This is a genomic window from Vreelandella sp. F11 (genome assembly GCF_042466685.1).
Classification (GTDB): domain Bacteria; phylum Pseudomonadota; class Gammaproteobacteria; order Pseudomonadales; family Halomonadaceae; genus Vreelandella.
The window spans coordinates 2,828,435-2,844,407 of the sequence record NZ_CP170448.1 but is presented as its reverse complement, the minus strand read 5'-3'; the positions used below and the strand labels follow the sequence as shown (position 1 = coordinate 2,844,407).

The following is a 15,973-nucleotide window of genomic DNA, read 5'->3' as shown; positions in this document are numbered from 1 at the left end:
ACAATAAAAGGGTGGCAAAGATGGCGCTACTGGCGCATGCGCCGTGCCGCCGCATCCAGCGCTTCTTGAGGGGACTGACGCCCGCTGCCGATGTTTTGCAGTGCCGGTTCCATGGCCGCCCAAAAGGCACCCATCTCAGGAATGTTGGGCATTGGCATGCCTACTTCCGCATTTTCCAGCGTCGCGGCAATATTGGGATTGTCGGCAAGCTCAGCTTGGTAGTGGATATGGGCTACTGCACCTAGCGAGCCGTCGTTATTAAAGGTGCGCATGCCCGCTTCGCTGAGCAGGTAGTTCTCTAAAAACTCAACGGCGAGGAAGTCGTTCGGCGTGGCGGAGTTGATCATTGCCGTCATCACGCCAAACATCGGTTTGGCCCGTTCATCGCCCACCTTAGGCAGCAGCGCGACGCCGTAATCAATCCCGCTACGCTCCAGATTAGGCCACGCCCAAGGGCCGCTAATCATGGTGGCGACTTCGCCCTGGTTAAAGCGGGTATCCATCAGGTTGTAGTCGGTACCACGGGGCAGTACGTCGCTTTCGATCAACTCAACCAGCAGCTCTGCTCCCTGTAAGGCCCCGGCGTTGTTGACACCAATATCGCTAACGTCATAACCGCTGTCGGTCTGTTTGAACGGGTAGCCGCCGTTGGCTGCCAGCAGTGTCCAGCCGTAGTACGGTTCGCTGTAGTCGAACAGGATGGCCTTTTTGCCCTCTTGGGAAAGCGTCTGGTCTAGTTCCATTAGTTCGGCAAAGCTCTCCGGTGGCTTGTCCACCAGCGCTTTGTTGTAAATGAGCCCGAGGGATTCGACTGAAATGGGGTAGCCGTAGGTTTCGCCATTCCACAGGGCGGCATCCCAGGTAAAGTCATAAAACGCCTCGCGGAAAGTGTCACTAGGCGCTACCTGTTTTAATAGACCGCTTTGTGCCCACTCGCCCATCCGGTCGTGGGCCCAGATCACGATATCTGGCCCCTGGCCACTGCCTGCCGCCTGTTGAAAACGGTCGGTCAGGTTGTCTGGGAAGACCACTTCCACTTCAATACCGGTGTCTTCTAGAAATTGCTCGGCCACGAGCTGAATGCCTTCCTGGCCTTTGTTATCACCCATCCAGATGGTTAAGCGATCATCTTCAAAGGCGAAGGCGAAGGCGGGCAGGGTGGCGCTGGCAGCCAGCGTGGCGGTGAGTAGCGGCCTGATAACATAGCGTAGTGATGCCATTAAGTAATAACCTCATTGTTGTTGTGGTCATTTTGGTGTTGTGGTCATTTATGTATCAACTTCCGCAGCGTGGCTAATTATGGCCAAGCTCGCCTCCTCCTTAGGGGGCGTAGCAGTGGCGTATATGAAGGGCGTAGAGTAAAAGTGGCAAATAGGGCGTGAGGAGGTAGCAGAATGCGCGTTGAAAGAGCAGCAGGTGTGGTTATTTTGTAGTAAAATTACACGAATTATTGCGTATAATGCCCCCTTTACGGTAGATTTTAGGTAATCTAACTACATTAGATGCCTAATTATAAATAGGAGCGACGATGAGCCAGTCCACTGCTTCCCAAGGTGCACCGCTGGGCGATCCGAATCACGCTATTGATTTAGCGCTGTTTGGGGCGCTGGGTGATCTTGCCATGCGCAAGCTATTTCCTGCCCTATACCATCTTGATCGCGAAGGCTTGATGCCTGAAAGCACGCGCATTATGGGGCTGGCCCGTCATGAGCACGACGTTGCGTCATTTCGCAAAATGGTCAACGACGCCCTGCGAAAACGGCTGAAAAGCAGTGAGCAGGATAAGCAGAGTATCGAGCGCTTTCTCGCCCGCTTGGATTACCTAAAACTCGATTTTTCAAGCGTTGAGGGTTACGACGCTATTCGTCAGTGGCGCAAAGGCTCTCCGCGCCCAATGGTGGTCTATCTCTCCGTTGGTGCGTCTATTTATGGCGATATCTGCCGCCATCTGCAGGCCAGTAAAAGCCTGGACGATGAGGCCCGCGTAGTGGTGGAGAAACCCATCGGCTACGACCTGCACTCATCCATTGAAATTAACGATGCCATCGGTCAAGTGTTCCCCGAATCGCGGATTTACCGTATTGACCACTATTTAGGTAAAGAGACCGTACAGAACCTGATTGCGCTGCGTTTTGCCAACCCGCTGTTTGGTACCCAGTGGAACCAGAACAATATCTCTCATGTGGAAATTACCGTTGCCGAAAAAGTGGGCATCGAAGGGCGATGGGGTTATTTCGACCAAGCGGGTCAACTGCGGGACATGGTGCAAAACCACTTGCTGCAGCTACTGTGCTTAATCGCCATGGATCCGCCCTCCAATCTGGATGCCGATGCCATTCGCGATGAGAAGGTGAAGGTGCTTAAAGCGCTCAAGCCGTTTGTGGGTGAAGCGCTTGGTCGGGATGTGGTGCGCGGCCAATATATCGCCGGTACTAGCGATGGTCAGTCGGTGCCGGGGTATTTAGAAGAAGAGGGCGCCAACACCCAGAGCCAAACCGAAACCTTTGTGGCCATGAAAACCGAAGTGGCTAACTGGCGCTGGGCAGGCGTACCGTTTTACTTGCGCACCGGCAAGCGCATGCCGGATAAGCTCTCACAGATCGTGATCCACTTTCGCCAGCAGCCGCACTATATCTTCGACCCGGATCAACGCGGCATCGCCTCGAATAAGCTGATTATTCGCCTGCAGCCGGAAGAGGGGATCGCCCTGCAAGTGCTAACCAAAGATAGCGGCTTGGATAAAGGCATGCGCCTGCGCCCCGGCCCGCTGCACTTGGACTTCAACAATGCCTTTCCCAAATCGCGGATACCTGATGCCTATGAGCGTCTGCTGCTCGAAGTCATGAAAGGCCAGCAGTATCTGTTTGTCCGCCGGGATGAAATCGAACACGCCTGGCGTTGGTGCGACCAGCTCATTGATGGCTGGAAAAGACGCGACACCCCGCCGCGCCGTTACCCGGCAGGCTCTTGGGGCCCCGTTGCCTCCATCGCCATGATTACCCAAGACGGCCGCAGCTGGTACGAGGATTATTAATATGAGCCAAGCACGCCAACAGTTGGCAGAGCAGCTTGCCGAAGCCGTTTTTCAGGCGCTGCACGACGACTTAAACCATCAAGAGCGCGTCCTGCTGGTGGTTTCAGGCGGTTCCACCCCGGTGCCTTTCTTTAAGGCGCTGGCGGCCAAACCGCTACCCTGGGAGCGCATTGACGTAACGCTTGCCGACGAGCGCTGGGTCGATGAGCAGAGCAGTGATAGCAACGCTAAGTTGGTGCGTGAGCATCTCCTTCAGGGCGACGCTGAAGCGGCTACTTTTATACCGTTAACTTGCGGTGCGACAACCCCCGAAGAGGGCGTAGATGAAGTAGCCAAGCAAGTGGAATCACTGGCATGGCCTGCCAGCGTGGTGATTTTGGGTATGGGGGGAGACGGCCACACCGCGTCACTGTTTCCCGATAGCCCTGAACTGACTCTGGCGCTCGCCACGGAAGAGTTGTTAGTGGCGGTAAGAACGCCTAGTCAGCCGCAGCCACGGATTACCTTTTCGGCCGACCGCCTGCATCAGGCGCGGCGACATATTCTGCATATTACCGGTGACGATAAACGCGCCGTATTGGCCAAGGCATTAAGCGGCGACGATGTTCGTCAGTTGCCTATTCGTGCTTTTTTAACCTGCCCATTGGCCATTTATTGGGCGCCTTGATCGTTTGCTGGCTTAGCCAATAATAAGTTGCTTGGAGACTCACTAATGACTATCGACAAACAGTTACCCTCTACCCGTACCGCAGAGCTTGATAGCATCTGCTTAAAAGCCGAAGTGATTCCGGTCATCACCATTGAGCGCTTGGAAGATGCGGTACCGCTAGGCCGCGCCCTGGTAGAAGGCGGCTTAACCGTGCTGGAAGTGACCCTGCGTACCGATTGCGCACTGGACGCCATCAAGCGAATGAAAGAAGCGCTGCCGGGTGCCAGTATTGGTGTGGGTACCGTGCTCACTCCCGCGCAATATCGCCAAGCCGAGCAGGTCGGCGCTGATTTTGTGGTGACACCGGGCGCCACTGACGCGCTTTACCGCTATGGCGTAGAAAGTCCAGTGCCGATGCTGCCAGGCGTATCGACCATTTCTGAGCTGATGACCGGCTGGCAGTACGGCTACCGTCGGTTTAAGTTCTTCCCCGCTGAGTCCAGCGGCGGCGCCAAAGCGATCAAAGCGTTTGGCGCACCGATTCCAGAAGCGCGTTTCTGCCCCACCGGTGGTATTACCGTGGACAACGCACACTCCTACCTGTCACTGCCGAACGTGATGTGTGTAGGCGGCTCCTGGTTGACGCCCAAAGCAATGGTCGATGCTGAAGATTGGGACGGCATTCGCGAACTAGCCCGTCAATCAGCTGAGCGCTTTCATCACTAAGTAGGCATTCATAAGTAACCTGTCGCAGGTTACCTAAATGCTGGCCCTAGTTATGGTTTTTAACCATCGCTAGGGTTTTTTTATAGCGAAATTATGCCATTCGCGTATCGTAGCCGCCTGCGTACGACCAAAGACGTATAACGGGCTATATTCAGCTCAACTAAAATGGCGAAACGATTTGTCTGACATTTCGCTCTACGCGCATACAGTAACGTGCGTGCCACTTACAATGATCATGAGGTGAGTCAAAATGCACGCTTTGACCCTGGCGTCTTTCCTGTTTTTTACAGGGCTTGTCGCCTTTATCACTTGGCGAATCACCCGCCGAGATGACCACTCAAGCACCAGCGGCTACTTTCTAGCAGGACGTACGCTTACCTTCCCGCTGATTGCTGGCTCTCTATTAATGACCAACCTCTCTACCGAGCAGATGGTAGGGTTGAACGGGGCTGCTTTTGCTGATGGTTTAAGTGTGATGGCCTGGGAAGTGGTGGCGGTTATCGCACTGGTGGCGTTGGCGCTCTTCTTCCTGCCGCGGTTTTTGAAAAGTGGTATTGCCACGCTGCCGCAGCTACTCGAGATACGCTTCGATAAGACCACCCAGCTAATCACCAATATCATCTTCCTGATCGCTTACGCGGTGATCCTGCTGCCGATTATTCTCTATTCCGGCGCCATCGGCCTGCAGGGGATGCTCGACCTTCAGGGACTCACCGGCATCGAGTCCTCGACAACGCTGCTGTGGCTAACGGTATGGATCGTCGGCATCATCGGTGCGGTGTATGCACTGTTTGGTGGGCTTCGTACGGTGGCCGTTTCGGATACGCTTAACGGCGTTGGTTTGTTGATCGGTGGTTTCGTGATCGTCTATTTCGGCCTGCAGGCCGTGAGTGACGGCAGCGGCATTATGGAAGGTTGGAGCATCCTCAAAGAGAGCGACCCGGATAAGCTCAATTCGATCGGCGGCGCTGAACAGCAGGTGCCGTTCTTTACCCTGTTTACCGGCGTTTTCCTGATTAATCTATTTTATTGGAGCACCAACCAGCAGATTATTCAGCGCACCTTTGCGGCGAAAAATCTGGCTGAAGGCCAGAAGGGTGTTCTGCTGACCGGTCTGTTTAAACTGCTGGGCCCGCTGTATCTGGTGCTGCCGGGCATCATTGCTTACCATCTTTATGCCGATCAGGGCGTTCGTGCTGACGAGGCCTACGGTCACTTGGTGTTTAACGTACTGCCGCCGTATCTAACCGGGTTTTTCGCCGCGGTGATGGTCGGTGCGATTCTTTCGTCGTTTAACTCCGCGCTGAACAGTACCACGACGATTTTCAGCCTGGGCATCTATAAAGGTGTGCTGAATAAAGAGGCGACGGAAGAGCAGGTGGTGAAATCGGGTAAGGTCTTCGGCTGGATCATGGCCATCCTTACCATGATTATTGCGCCGCTATTGGCTGGCCAGGAGAGCCTGTTTGGTTACCTGCAGAAGATGAACGCGATCTACTTTATTCCGATTCTAGCGGTGGTGCTGGTCGGGCTGCTAACCAAACGTGTTCCGCCTATGGCGGCCAAAATCGCCCTGGTGGGCGGCTGCTTGCTGATTGCCGCCGGTTACTTTGTGCCACCCTTCACCCTGCTGCCGCAAGTTATGCACGAGTTCCACTTTGTGGCGATGGTGTTTGTGCTGTTGGTCGTCGTGATGCTGATTATCGGCAAGCTGCGCCCACGTGAAACCGATTGGATTCAGGAGCACAGTGGCGATGTGGATCTAACACCCTGGAAAGGCGCTGTGCCCGCCGGTATTGTATTGGTCGTGTTAGTTATTGTGATGTATATAAGCTTCGCTGGCTGATTCCACCTTGTCGCTGATCGGTGAAGCCACAACAGCGTAAAAAGAAGGCCCCGCTAGTAACTGCTAACGGGGCCTTTTGCTGGGAGGTTTATAGGAGAGTTATGCCAGGCGCAGCGGCAGTTCAGCCAATCCTGTGATGCCGGTTTCGACTCTATACAGCGAGCCGGCTGTGGGTTCTTGGGCTAGCTGCTCCGCGCTAAATCCCTCTTGTGCGGTGGTGATATATAGCGTTTTCAGATCAGGGCCTGCAAACGCCGGGCAGGAGGGTTGGCTGACCGGCAGCTCGACGCGGCCTATTATTTCGCCGTCATGATCCAAACGCACCACTTGCCCAGCTCCCCACAGCGCTAGCCATAGGCAGCCTTCGCTATCCATGACTGCACCGTCGGGGTTGCCCTGGCTTGAGAAAAAGTCCGCCCAGGGCTGCGGCTCGCCCTGGGGCCAGCCGTCGCTATCCAGCGCCCAGCGCATCACCACCCCTGTCACCGTATCGGTAAACCAGGCAAACTCGCCATTTTCAGCAAAGCAGATAGCATTGGGAATGGTCAGCCCTGAGCGCAGCCGCGACAGCTCGCCGCGGTGCAGGCGGTAAAGGCTGCCAGCGTTTCTTTCAGCGCTTTTACCCATGCTGGAAAGCCACAGGCTGCCGTGGCGATCAACTCGGGCGTCATTGCTGCGGGTGATGGGGTTGTCGGCCTCGAAATCACACAGCTTTTCGACCTTGTCGCTGCCTGGGTCGAAGCGGCTTAAGCGGTCTTCGCCGACTAACAGCAGGCCACCCTCTTCAAGGGGCGCAGCCAGTGACACCCGATGATCGAGCTGATAGTGGCCGCTCTCGCCGCTGGTAGGGGAGAGCCAGTGCAACTGCTTTTCAAGAATATCGCACCAATAAAGGCGCTGATTTTGGGCGTCCCACTGTGGGCCTTCACCTAGAGTGCAGCGGCAATCGACCGCCAACTCTGCCTGCCACGTTGCAACATGCATACCTGTATTCATTGTTATTGGATCTCCTTATTGTTCTCCTGCCAACCAAGCATCGACGAGGGCTTGTGCCTGTTGACCTACCTGGGAAGCGCTTTGGCCGGGTTTGTATAAAGCGCTGCCCAGCCCTGCACCATCGACACCTGCTGCGCGCCAAGCGGCGAAGTTATCGACCCCAACGCCGCCAACCGCATACAAAAGGGTGCCTGTGGGAAGTACTGAGCGCACTGCCTGCATACCCTCTAATCCTACCTGCACCGCGGGGAAGAGTTTAAGTCCGGTGGCGCCTGCATCGAGTGCATCGAAGGCCTCAGAAGGTGTCACAATCCCCGGCCAGCTCGCCATACCGAGTCTATGCGTCTCTTCAATGACCGCAGGTCGACAGTTGGGAGAAACGATTAAGCGCCCACCAGCAGCGTGAACTGCACGCACCTGATCCGAAGTGAGCACCGTACCTGCACCGATGACCGCGCGCTCGCCAAATGCGTCGACCAAGCGGCGAATGCTCTCCAGCGGGTTGGGTGAGTTAAGCGGTACTTCGATCTGGGTGATGCCTGCGGCCAGCACCGCTTCCGCGATATCCACGACCTCACCAGGCGTTACACCGCGTAAAATACCAATCAGTGGCAGCGACATAGCAAATCTCCCCATAAATAGTTAGTGGCGTTAGGCCTTGAGCGCATGGTGGGCAAGGCATAGTCCTGCCAGCACGGCTGAGTCGCCATCCACATGCTGCGTCTGATAGCCGATCGCATTGAGCGCCAACGCATAGCGCTGACTCAGGGCTTGGTTGCCAATCAGCATGATCGGCTTATCGGTAGGGCACTCACGGCAGGCGCCAGCGAGCTCAAGGCCAATGGCGAGTCCAGAGAGCCTGGCCGCAAGAACGGCTCCACGCGTATCGCCTGCAGGTAGTCGGCCGTCGAGTAAATCTTGCGCGCGCAGGCCGAACAGGCGGCTACTAAAGGTTTCGGGGGCTGTGTAGATCTCACTAACTGCCGAAACAAACGCCTCACGGCAAGCGTGGTCTTGAAGCTCATCGCTACCGATTGAGTGGCGCAAGACCGATTGGTTGGCCAATAATTGGTAAAGCTCGCCGGTTAAGTAGGTCGAAAATCCACTCACAGCACCCGCTTCAAGAGTGGCCCATTTGGCGTGGGTACCCGGCAAACAGGTGAGGCCCGTAAAGTCAGGTGTGTCAGCGACGAGGCCTGCTAACTGAGTCTCTTCGCCACGCATCACATCAAAGTGGGTTGCAGCACTGCGGGTTTGACTTAATCCGGGCAGCAGATAAACACGCAGCTGGTCGCCTGTAAGCGTTGGCGTTACTGCGCCTTGGCTAAGCTGGTCGAGCTGTGTCGGTACCGGCAAATAGGCGGCTTCCAGCCAGCCCTGACGGGCGCCTGCCATACCGCACACCATCACATCAATTGGCCCGGCAGTAGGCAGCCAATCACCCACCAGCCGCTCCAGCTCTGCTTCGTACTCATCGGCCTTTAGCGACAGCATGCCCTTGTCGCTACTGGCTTGGGCAATCACCTGGTCGTGTTGATCCAGCCCCCAGGCACGCAGATTGCTGGAGCCCCAATCCACGGCAATCCAGGTTAATTGTTCTGCAATTCCTGGTGTTTCATTCATCCCGGTTGATCCCATGGCTTACCACTCCGCAATAGAGCCGTCTTCGTGCGTCCAGACCGGGTTGCGCCAGCGGTGGCCCACTTTGGCGCGCTCTTCAACGAACTCTTCGTTGATCTCTACACCAAGGCCTGGGCCTTGAGGGATGGCGCAGAAACCGTCTTCAATGGCGAGAGCTGACTTATCGACCAGGTAGTCGAGTACGTCGTTACCCTGGTTATAGTGAATACCCATGCTCTGTTCTTGGATAAAGGCATTGTGGCTAACCGCATCCAGCTGTAGCGAAGCGGCTAAGGTCAGCGGGCCGAGCGGGCAGTGGGGCGCCAGGGCGACATCGTAGGCGGAGGCCAGGGAGGCGATTTTAAGACCCTCGCTGATGCCGCCGCAGTGGGAAATATCCGGCTGGATAATGTCGATCATGCCATCTGCCAGCAGGTCGCGGAACTGAAAGCGCGTGTGTAAACGCTCGCCGGTGGCTAACGGGTAGCCAAGCCCACCAGCAATATCTTTCAAGCAGGGCAGATGCTCCGGGGCAACCGGTTCTTCAACGAACATGGGGTGGAAAGGTTCCAGCTCGCGCAGCAGCGCTTTGGCCATGGGGCGGTGCACGCGGCCGTGGAAGTCGATGCCGATGCCTACATCTGGCCCAACGGCGTTGCGGGCTTCTGCCACCCGGGCGACGGCTTCATCGACCTTGCGGTGTGAGTCGACGATTTGCATTTCGGGGGTGCCGTTCATTTTAAAAGCCGTGAAGCCTTTTTCAACCAGCGCTTTGGCACCCGCGCCTACGTCGCTTGGGCGGTCGCCACCCGTCCAGGCATACATGCGCATTTTGTCGCGCACGGCACCGCCTAACAGCTGGTGAACGGGCACACCCAGGTCGCGGCCTTTAAGATCCCACAGCGCCTGGTCAATCCCGGCAATGGCGCTCATCAGGATCGGCCCGCCGCGATAAAAACCGGCGCGGTACATGATGTTCCATAGATGCTCGATGCGGTGTGGATCCTGGCCGATCAGATAGTCGGCAAGCTCGTGCACGGCGGCTTCAACGGTGGCCGCGCGGCCTTCAATCACCGGTTCACCCCAGCCGTAGCAGCCTTCGTCAGTCTCTATTTTTAGGAACAGCCAGCGCGGAGGAACTTGCCAGGTCTTGAGTTTGGTGATTTTCATTAGATCAGATCCTTATTAATTGACGATGCCAAGATCGATGGCGGTGCGGCGCAGTACTTCTTTCGCGGCACTCTCTGCGCCGCTGGCATCGCTGTTGCGTATGGCGTCAAGCACCTGACGGTGGCGTGCAAGGCTGTCGTCTAGCGTATCGGTGCGGTGTTGCGAACGGTGTATCAGCGCCATGATCGAAGGGCGCAGTAAATGCCCCATTTGGCGCCAGACTAAATTGTGGCTAGCCCGGTAAGTGGCATCGTGAAAGGCGACGTCGTACTCGGCATGCTCAGCACGCGCTTCAACACTGCCTGCGCTGCTCGCCATGCCTGCAAAGGCGATCTCCAGACGCTCTATGTCTTCAGCCTGGGCAGCCTGCGCCGCCAGACCTGCCACTACGGGTTCGGCAGAGTAGCGAAAGGCGTAAATAGCCCTGACCAGCTGCGGGTCAAGGTTGACCAAACCAGTCATCCATTCGCTCATCAGCGGGTCGAGCAGGTGCCAGTCGCCGATTTCGCGCACCAGCGTGCCGCGCCCCGCGGTGCGCTCTAACAACCCCGCAGCGGTGAGGCTGGTAAGGGCGTTACGCACTTGGTTACGGCTAACGGCAAAGTGTTTGCCGATATCCAGCTCGCGGGGAAAAACATCGCCGGGCTGCCAGTGGCCTGCCAGCAGTGCCTGGGCGAGTAAACGCGCTAACTGTTCAGCGCCACCCTGGTGGGGCGGTAGAGCATCCAGCGTCATCGGCTGTCTCTTGTTGTGTGTTCGATGATCGCTAGTCTAGTAAATGTCTGACATTTCTACAAGCGAACTGCTTTAGACAAAAGTCCGAGCTTAATTTGACGTCTAGTCACTCCAAATCAGGTACAAAAAAAGGCACGCCTGGGTCAGGCGTGCCTTATGTTAATAGCTTATAGGGCGACTTATTTAGCTAATATCCGCTCGTGTTGGCAGTGCGGCGTAAGCGCCTGGCCGAGTAACGGCATGGGCGCCGCAGCGGCAGGCGGTATCCACTGCGCGGTGTAAAAAGTCGACATCGCTCTGCCAGTTTTCATTGATGCCGTGGGCCGAGAGCTCGGCCAGAAGGCCGCCAATAAAGGCGTCGCCGCCGGCGGTGGTATCGACTGCTTCAACTTTAGGGGGCGCAATTCGCTGGTCGATGCCGATACCTTTTAGCACCACATCGTTGGGGCCGTCGGTAATCAAGATAACCTTCACCCCAGCCGCCAAGCGTTCAGAAAGCCACGACTCTGCAGGGTGATCAGCACGCAGGTAGTCGAGTTCTTCCTGGGAGAGCTTGAGCAATTCGGCGCCGTCTAGCAGCTGCGTGACCAAGCTGGCGTCTGCTTCACCGCCGGGCCAAAGATTATGGCGCAGGTTGGCATCAACGCTGACCAGGCAGCCTGCGCGCTTGGCCATGGTGGCCATTGCCAGGGTAACGTCGGCGATCTCGGGGTCGGTCAGGCTGTTACTGCACAAGTGCAGAATGGCCGGGTTCTCGAAGACGCCATGAGGTAAATGTTCAAGGCGATAGAGCAGGTCAGCGGCGGGTGGACGATAGAAATCAAAAGTGCGTTCGCCCACGGCATCCCGGGAAACGAACGCTAGCGCCGTACGGGATTGCTGGGTGTACACAATACCGCTGGTGTCTACACCGTGGCTATTGAGCTCACGCACCAAAAAATGTCCAAAGGTATCGTCGCCCACCATGCCCAGAAACTGGCTAGGCACACCCAGGCGAGCGCAGGCGACCGCCACATTCGCGGGGGCGCCACCGGCATAGGGCGTAAAGGTTTCCTGGGCATCAGTGGCGGCACCCAAACGACTGGAGAGCATATCAACCAGTGCTTCCCCAAAGGCGATAACTGGTATCATCTGTGGCTCCTTATGGTGATTAGGCTTTGTACGAAAACTGCCTGCGCTCGGCCATGCTGCGTTAAAAAACGGCTCAAAATGCTCATTTACACCCCGTAAACTCCGCTTTTTCGCCGTTTTTTGCCTTGCCTGACCTTCGCTCGCCGACTTTTCGTACAAAGCCTAGTGTATTTGTTTTAAAACGAACCGTGTTTCACCCAGCAGTTTCATGCCACGCAGTGGCCACGAGCAGCTTCAAGCAGCTCATACCACGCTTCCCGGGGTAGCGTTGCAGGGGCATTCAGCATGTCGCTAATTCGCTCAGGTTTAACGCTGCCAATCACCGGTGTCGGCGAGTTGGGCAGGCTGCGCAGCCAAGCCAGTGCTAAGGCGTTAGACGAGCTATCAAGCTTAGCTGCCCACTTATCCAAACAGTCGCCAACGGCGCCCTGCATCAATTGCCCCCCGGCTAGCGGCGACCACGCCATGGGCGAGTGGCCGTCGGCGCATAGGTCATCGAAGCTACCGTCGAACAGCGGCGTGGTATGGGCGATTGAGAGCTCAATCTGATTGGCACTTAAGCGATGATGCATGGCGCCCTGCAAGCGTCGCCACTGGCTGGGCAGGTGGTTGGAAATACCCGCGGCGCCAATTTTGCCCGCCTCAATGGCGTCGTCCAGCGCGCGGCCGGTGGCTTCCGCATTCATCAGCAAATCGGGGCGGTGAATCAGAAAATGGTCAAGACGTTCGGCATTTAAACGCCCAAGCGAGGCGTCGATGGCGCTATTCAGATAATCCGGACTAACGTTGTAGTGCTTAACCTTACCCGAACCGGGCGTGGGGGTGTCGTTAGCGATGCTCGCCTTGGTGACAATATGAACCCGCTGAGCCAGGGCAGGGCGTGCGTGTAGCGCTGCGCCAAACAGCGTTTCACCTTGGCCGTTGCCGTAGATATCGGCATGGTCAAACCAGTTTAGGCCCTGTTCCAGGCGTGCTTCGATCCAGTCGGCTAACTGTTTAGGGTCGTGCATGGCAGGCGCTTCGTGCAAACGCATCATGCCGAGTATAAACGGCACATCAAAGGCGGCGGGCATAGCAGGTTCCGTATGAGTGTTATTAGAAAACTTCTTCGTTATGCAGCGCTTCGGCGGCGCCCAGCAGCCCCGTCCAGGGCGCGGTCACCACCCACACGGGGATGTTGGCATTATAGGCACCCATGCGGCCTTTATTGGTAAACGCCGTACGCAGCTCGCTTTTCGGCAGCCACTCCAGCAGGCGCGGCAGAATACCGCCACATAGATAAACCCCACCCCTAGCGCCCATGGTTAAGGTGGTGTCGCCACATACATCGCCGAGGATTTTGAGAAAGCGCAGCAGGGCAGCGGTGGCGAGGCTATCGCCCTCGTTGGCCGCTGTAGTCACCTCTGCCGGGCTGGTTAGGCGAGGTTCAACTCCCTCAAGGCTGCAGTGGGCCTGGTAAAGCTCCAGTAACCCCTGACCGCACAAAATGCGCTCTACGCTCACCCGCTGGTGACGCTGCAGAAATACCTCCAGCAGTGCTCGCTCGGTACTATCCGTGGGTGCGAAAGTGACGTGGCCGCCTTCGGTGGGTAGCGGTATCCAGGCGTGCTGGCCGGGAAATACCCCGGCAACGCCCAGCCCGGTACCAGGGCCGATCACCAGGCGGGTCGAGTGTGCTTGGGTTTGGCCGGGCTGGATTTCCACTAAATCATTTTCAGCCACATGAGGGACACCCAGCGCCTGAGCGGTAAAGTCATTGATGACTTTAAATAGCGATAGGTTGAGCACTTGCTGAACGTCGCTTTTTAAAAAGTCCCAGTGGTTATTGGTCATTTTGACCCGTTCAGCGTGAACGGGGCAGGCGAAGGCTAAACACGCCTCTTGAGGCGCGTTGTCACCGGTGGCGCCCACGCGATTCAAATAGTCCTGAACCGCTTCTACAACACCGGGGTAGTCGGCGCAGGGTAGATTCAAAATGTCGCGAGGGGTTATTTCACCGGGAGACACCAATGCCAGGCGTGCGTTGGTGCCCCCGATATCGCCGATGAGTGCCGGTCGCATCAGGCATCCTCTTGTGAGATTTGCCCCTGCTGGCGGGCGAGATCATCGGCTTCAAAACCACCAAACACGCCAGCGCCTTCTTCACCGCGCATGGCCAGGTGGCGGAAGCCTCCGAACAGCTCGCGACCCAAGCCCACGTGGTAGTGATCCAGGTTACCGATGGCCAGTTGCCGCTCAGCCCAGCTGGCGGGATCGACTTTGGCTTCCAGCGTGCCCGCATTGGCATCCAGGCGCACAATATCGCCATCGCGCAGTTTGGCCAGCGGGCCACCATCTAGGGCTTCCGGACTCATGTGGATTGAAGCCGGTACCTTGCCCGATGCGCCCGACATGCGGCCATCAGTGACCAGCGCCACTTTATAGCCACGATCCTGCAGCACGCCAAGGAACGGCGTTAGTTTGTGTAGTTCCGGCATGCCGTTAGCTTTGGGCCCCTGGAAGCGTACTACCACGATGACATCGCGGTCTAAATCGCCAGACTCAAAAGCCGCTTTCATTTCATTTTGATCTTCGAAGATTTTTACCGGCGCTTCAACAATGCGATGCTCTTCGGCGACGGCGGAGATTTTAATCACACCGCGTCCCAGGTTGCCTTTCATCACTGTTAAACCACCCGTTGCCGCGAAAGGGTTAGCGACAGGGCGAAGAACGTCTTCATCAAGGCTTTTTTCGGGGCCTTCATGCCAGACGACTTTGCCATCTTCCAGGAACGGTTCTTGGGTGTAAGCGGTTAGGTCGGTGCCGAAAACAGTAGGGATATCGCCGTGTAGCAAGCCTGCGCCCAGCAGCTCGCGGAACAGGTAGCTCATGCCGCCCGCCGCCTGGAAGTGGTTAATATCCGCCTGGCCGTTGGGGTAAACCTGCATCAGGCTGGGCGTCACCGCCGAAAGGTCGGTGAAGTCATCCCAGTTCAGCGTAATGCCCGCAGCGGCGGCCATGGCGATCAGGTGCATGGTGTGGTTGGTTGAACCTCCGGAAGCCAGCAAGCCAACCACGGCGTTAACAATCGCGCGCTCATCAATCTGTTTAAAGAACGGGCGATAGTCGCCGCCGGGTTCGGTGTTGCGAATCGCCTGCTCGGTGGCGTAGCGGGTCAGGGCTTCGCGCATCTCGGTGCCAGGGTTTACAAACGAGGTGCCGGGCAGGTGTAGGCCCATCACCTCCATCATTAGCTGGTTGGAGTTGGCGGTGCCGTAAAAGGTGCAGGTGCCGGGGCTGTGGTAGGACTCCGACTCGGCTTCTAGCAGTTCAGCGCGGCCCACTTTACCTTCTGCGTAGAGTTGGCGAACGCGCGCCTTCTCTTTGTTAGGCAGGCCGCTGGGCATTGGGCCCGCAGGGACAAACATGGCAGGCAGATGACCAAAGCGCGCGGCAGCGATGAACAGGCCAGGAATAATCTTGTCGCATACGCCCAGGTAAAGGGCAGCATCAAACATATTGTGCGAGAGGCCAACGGCCGCGGACATGGCAATCACATCCCGGGAAAACAGCGATAGCTCCATGCCCGGCTGGCCTTGCGTCACACCGTCACACATGGCGGGAACACCACCGGCGAACTGGGCGGTGGAGCCCATGGCACTGGCAGCGGCTTTAATCGTTTCCGGGAATGTTTCAAACGGCTGGTGCGCCGAGAGCATATCGTTGTAGGACGAGATAATGCCCAGATTGGCGCTGTTCATCAGCTTGAGTTCGTTCTTATCACGCGGGTTGCAGGCCGCGAAACCGTGCGCCAGGTTGCCACAGCTTAGCTCGGCACGGTGTACACCACGTTTGTGCTGATCCGCCATGCGCTGCTCATAAAGCGCGCGCCGCTCAGCAGAGCGCTCACGAATGCGCTGGGTAACCTCAGCAACGGTAGGGTTTAGAGTGGCAGGTGTTGAGCTCGGCATAGTGACCTCTGCGTGATAGAGACGGTGAGTAAGTATTGTAGTTATTTTACATTTTTTGGTGTCGATTTAAGAGACTTTACGGCAATAAAAACCATATTTGTAGTTTTATTACCCGA

Annotated in this window: 14 protein-coding genes; 4 read left to right on the top strand and 10 right to left on the bottom strand. The window is 56.8% G+C overall.

The genetic code is table 11. The annotated features are described in order from the left end of the window. Window positions 1-26 precede the first annotated feature (26 nt). On the bottom strand, window positions 27-1,220 hold the full coding sequence (gene malE, locus ACFIOZ_RS13065; protein ID WP_386078389.1) for a maltose/maltodextrin ABC transporter substrate-binding protein MalE: 1,194 nt from the start codon (window positions 1,218-1,220) through the stop codon (window positions 27-29). A 308-nt stretch (window positions 1,221-1,528) separates the two neighbouring features. Between malE and zwf the strand changes: the two genes are divergently transcribed. The 4 genes from zwf (at window position 1,529) to ACFIOZ_RS13045 (ending at window position 6,255) form a co-directional block, all read left to right on the top strand. Further along, window positions 1,529-3,034, top strand: coding sequence for a glucose-6-phosphate dehydrogenase (zwf, locus tag ACFIOZ_RS13060; RefSeq protein WP_386078387.1), 1,506 nt, complete (start codon window positions 1,529-1,531; stop codon window positions 3,032-3,034). A 1-nt stretch (window position 3,035) separates the two neighbouring features. Beyond that, window positions 3,036-3,701, top strand: coding sequence for a 6-phosphogluconolactonase (pgl, locus tag ACFIOZ_RS13055; protein ID WP_386078384.1), 666 nt, complete (start codon window positions 3,036-3,038; stop codon window positions 3,699-3,701). Window positions 3,702-3,746: 45 nt separating this feature from the next. After that, window positions 3,747-4,409, top strand: a complete 663-nt coding sequence (locus ACFIOZ_RS13050) for a bifunctional 4-hydroxy-2-oxoglutarate aldolase/2-dehydro-3-deoxy-phosphogluconate aldolase (RefSeq protein WP_386078381.1) — start codon at window positions 3,747-3,749, stop codon at window positions 4,407-4,409. 250 nt (window positions 4,410-4,659) lie between these two features. Next, window positions 4,660-6,255, top strand: a complete 1,596-nt coding sequence (locus ACFIOZ_RS13045; RefSeq protein ID WP_386078380.1) for a solute:sodium symporter family transporter — start codon at window positions 4,660-4,662, stop codon at window positions 6,253-6,255. A gap of 99 nt (window positions 6,256-6,354) precedes the next feature. Here ACFIOZ_RS13045 and ACFIOZ_RS13040 read toward each other — a convergent pair whose 3' ends face one another. From ACFIOZ_RS13040 to edd, 9 genes are all read right to left on the bottom strand, one after another. After that, on the bottom strand, window positions 6,355-7,251 hold the full coding sequence (locus tag ACFIOZ_RS13040) for an SMP-30/gluconolactonase/LRE family protein (RefSeq protein WP_386078378.1): 897 nt from the start codon (window positions 7,249-7,251) through the stop codon (window positions 6,355-6,357). A 15-nt stretch (window positions 7,252-7,266) separates the two neighbouring features. After that, on the bottom strand, window positions 7,267-7,872 hold the full coding sequence (locus tag ACFIOZ_RS13035; RefSeq protein ID WP_386078377.1) for a 2-dehydro-3-deoxy-6-phosphogalactonate aldolase: 606 nt from the start codon (window positions 7,870-7,872) through the stop codon (window positions 7,267-7,269). A 30-nt stretch (window positions 7,873-7,902) separates the two neighbouring features. After that, window positions 7,903-8,874 carry a 2-dehydro-3-deoxygalactonokinase gene (locus ACFIOZ_RS13030; protein WP_386078375.1) on the bottom strand — a complete coding sequence of 324 codons (972 nt, stop codon included), beginning with the start codon at window positions 8,872-8,874 and terminating at the stop codon, window positions 7,903-7,905. Between the two features lie 18 nt (window positions 8,875-8,892). Continuing rightward, window positions 8,893-10,041: a galactonate dehydratase gene (gene dgoD / locus ACFIOZ_RS13025; protein ID WP_386078373.1), complete on the bottom strand. Its 1,149-nt coding sequence runs from the start codon at window positions 10,039-10,041 to the stop codon at window positions 8,893-8,895. A gap of 15 nt (window positions 10,042-10,056) precedes the next feature. Further along, entirely contained in the window at window positions 10,057-10,776 is a 720-nt protein-coding gene (locus ACFIOZ_RS13020) for a FadR/GntR family transcriptional regulator (protein ID WP_386078370.1), read from the bottom strand. 183 nt (window positions 10,777-10,959) lie between these two features. Beyond that, window positions 10,960-11,907, bottom strand: coding sequence for a carbohydrate kinase family protein (locus ACFIOZ_RS13015; protein ID WP_386078367.1), 948 nt, complete (start codon window positions 11,905-11,907; stop codon window positions 10,960-10,962). Window positions 11,908-12,113: 206 nt separating this feature from the next. After that, the gene (locus ACFIOZ_RS13010) at window positions 12,114-12,980 is read right to left on the bottom strand and encodes an aldo/keto reductase (protein ID WP_386078364.1); all 867 of its coding nucleotides are present in this window, start codon (window positions 12,978-12,980) and stop codon (window positions 12,114-12,116) included. 22 nt (window positions 12,981-13,002) lie between these two features. Further along, entirely contained in the window at window positions 13,003-13,968 is a 966-nt protein-coding gene (gene glk / locus ACFIOZ_RS13005; RefSeq protein WP_386078361.1) for a glucokinase, read from the bottom strand. Then, window positions 13,968-15,857 (bottom strand): phosphogluconate dehydratase, encoded by a 1,890-nt coding sequence (gene edd / locus ACFIOZ_RS13000; protein WP_386078358.1) that lies wholly within the window; start codon window positions 15,855-15,857, stop codon window positions 13,968-13,970. Before edd ends, glk begins: the two co-directional genes overlap by 1 nt. Window positions 15,858-15,973 lie beyond the last annotated feature (116 nt).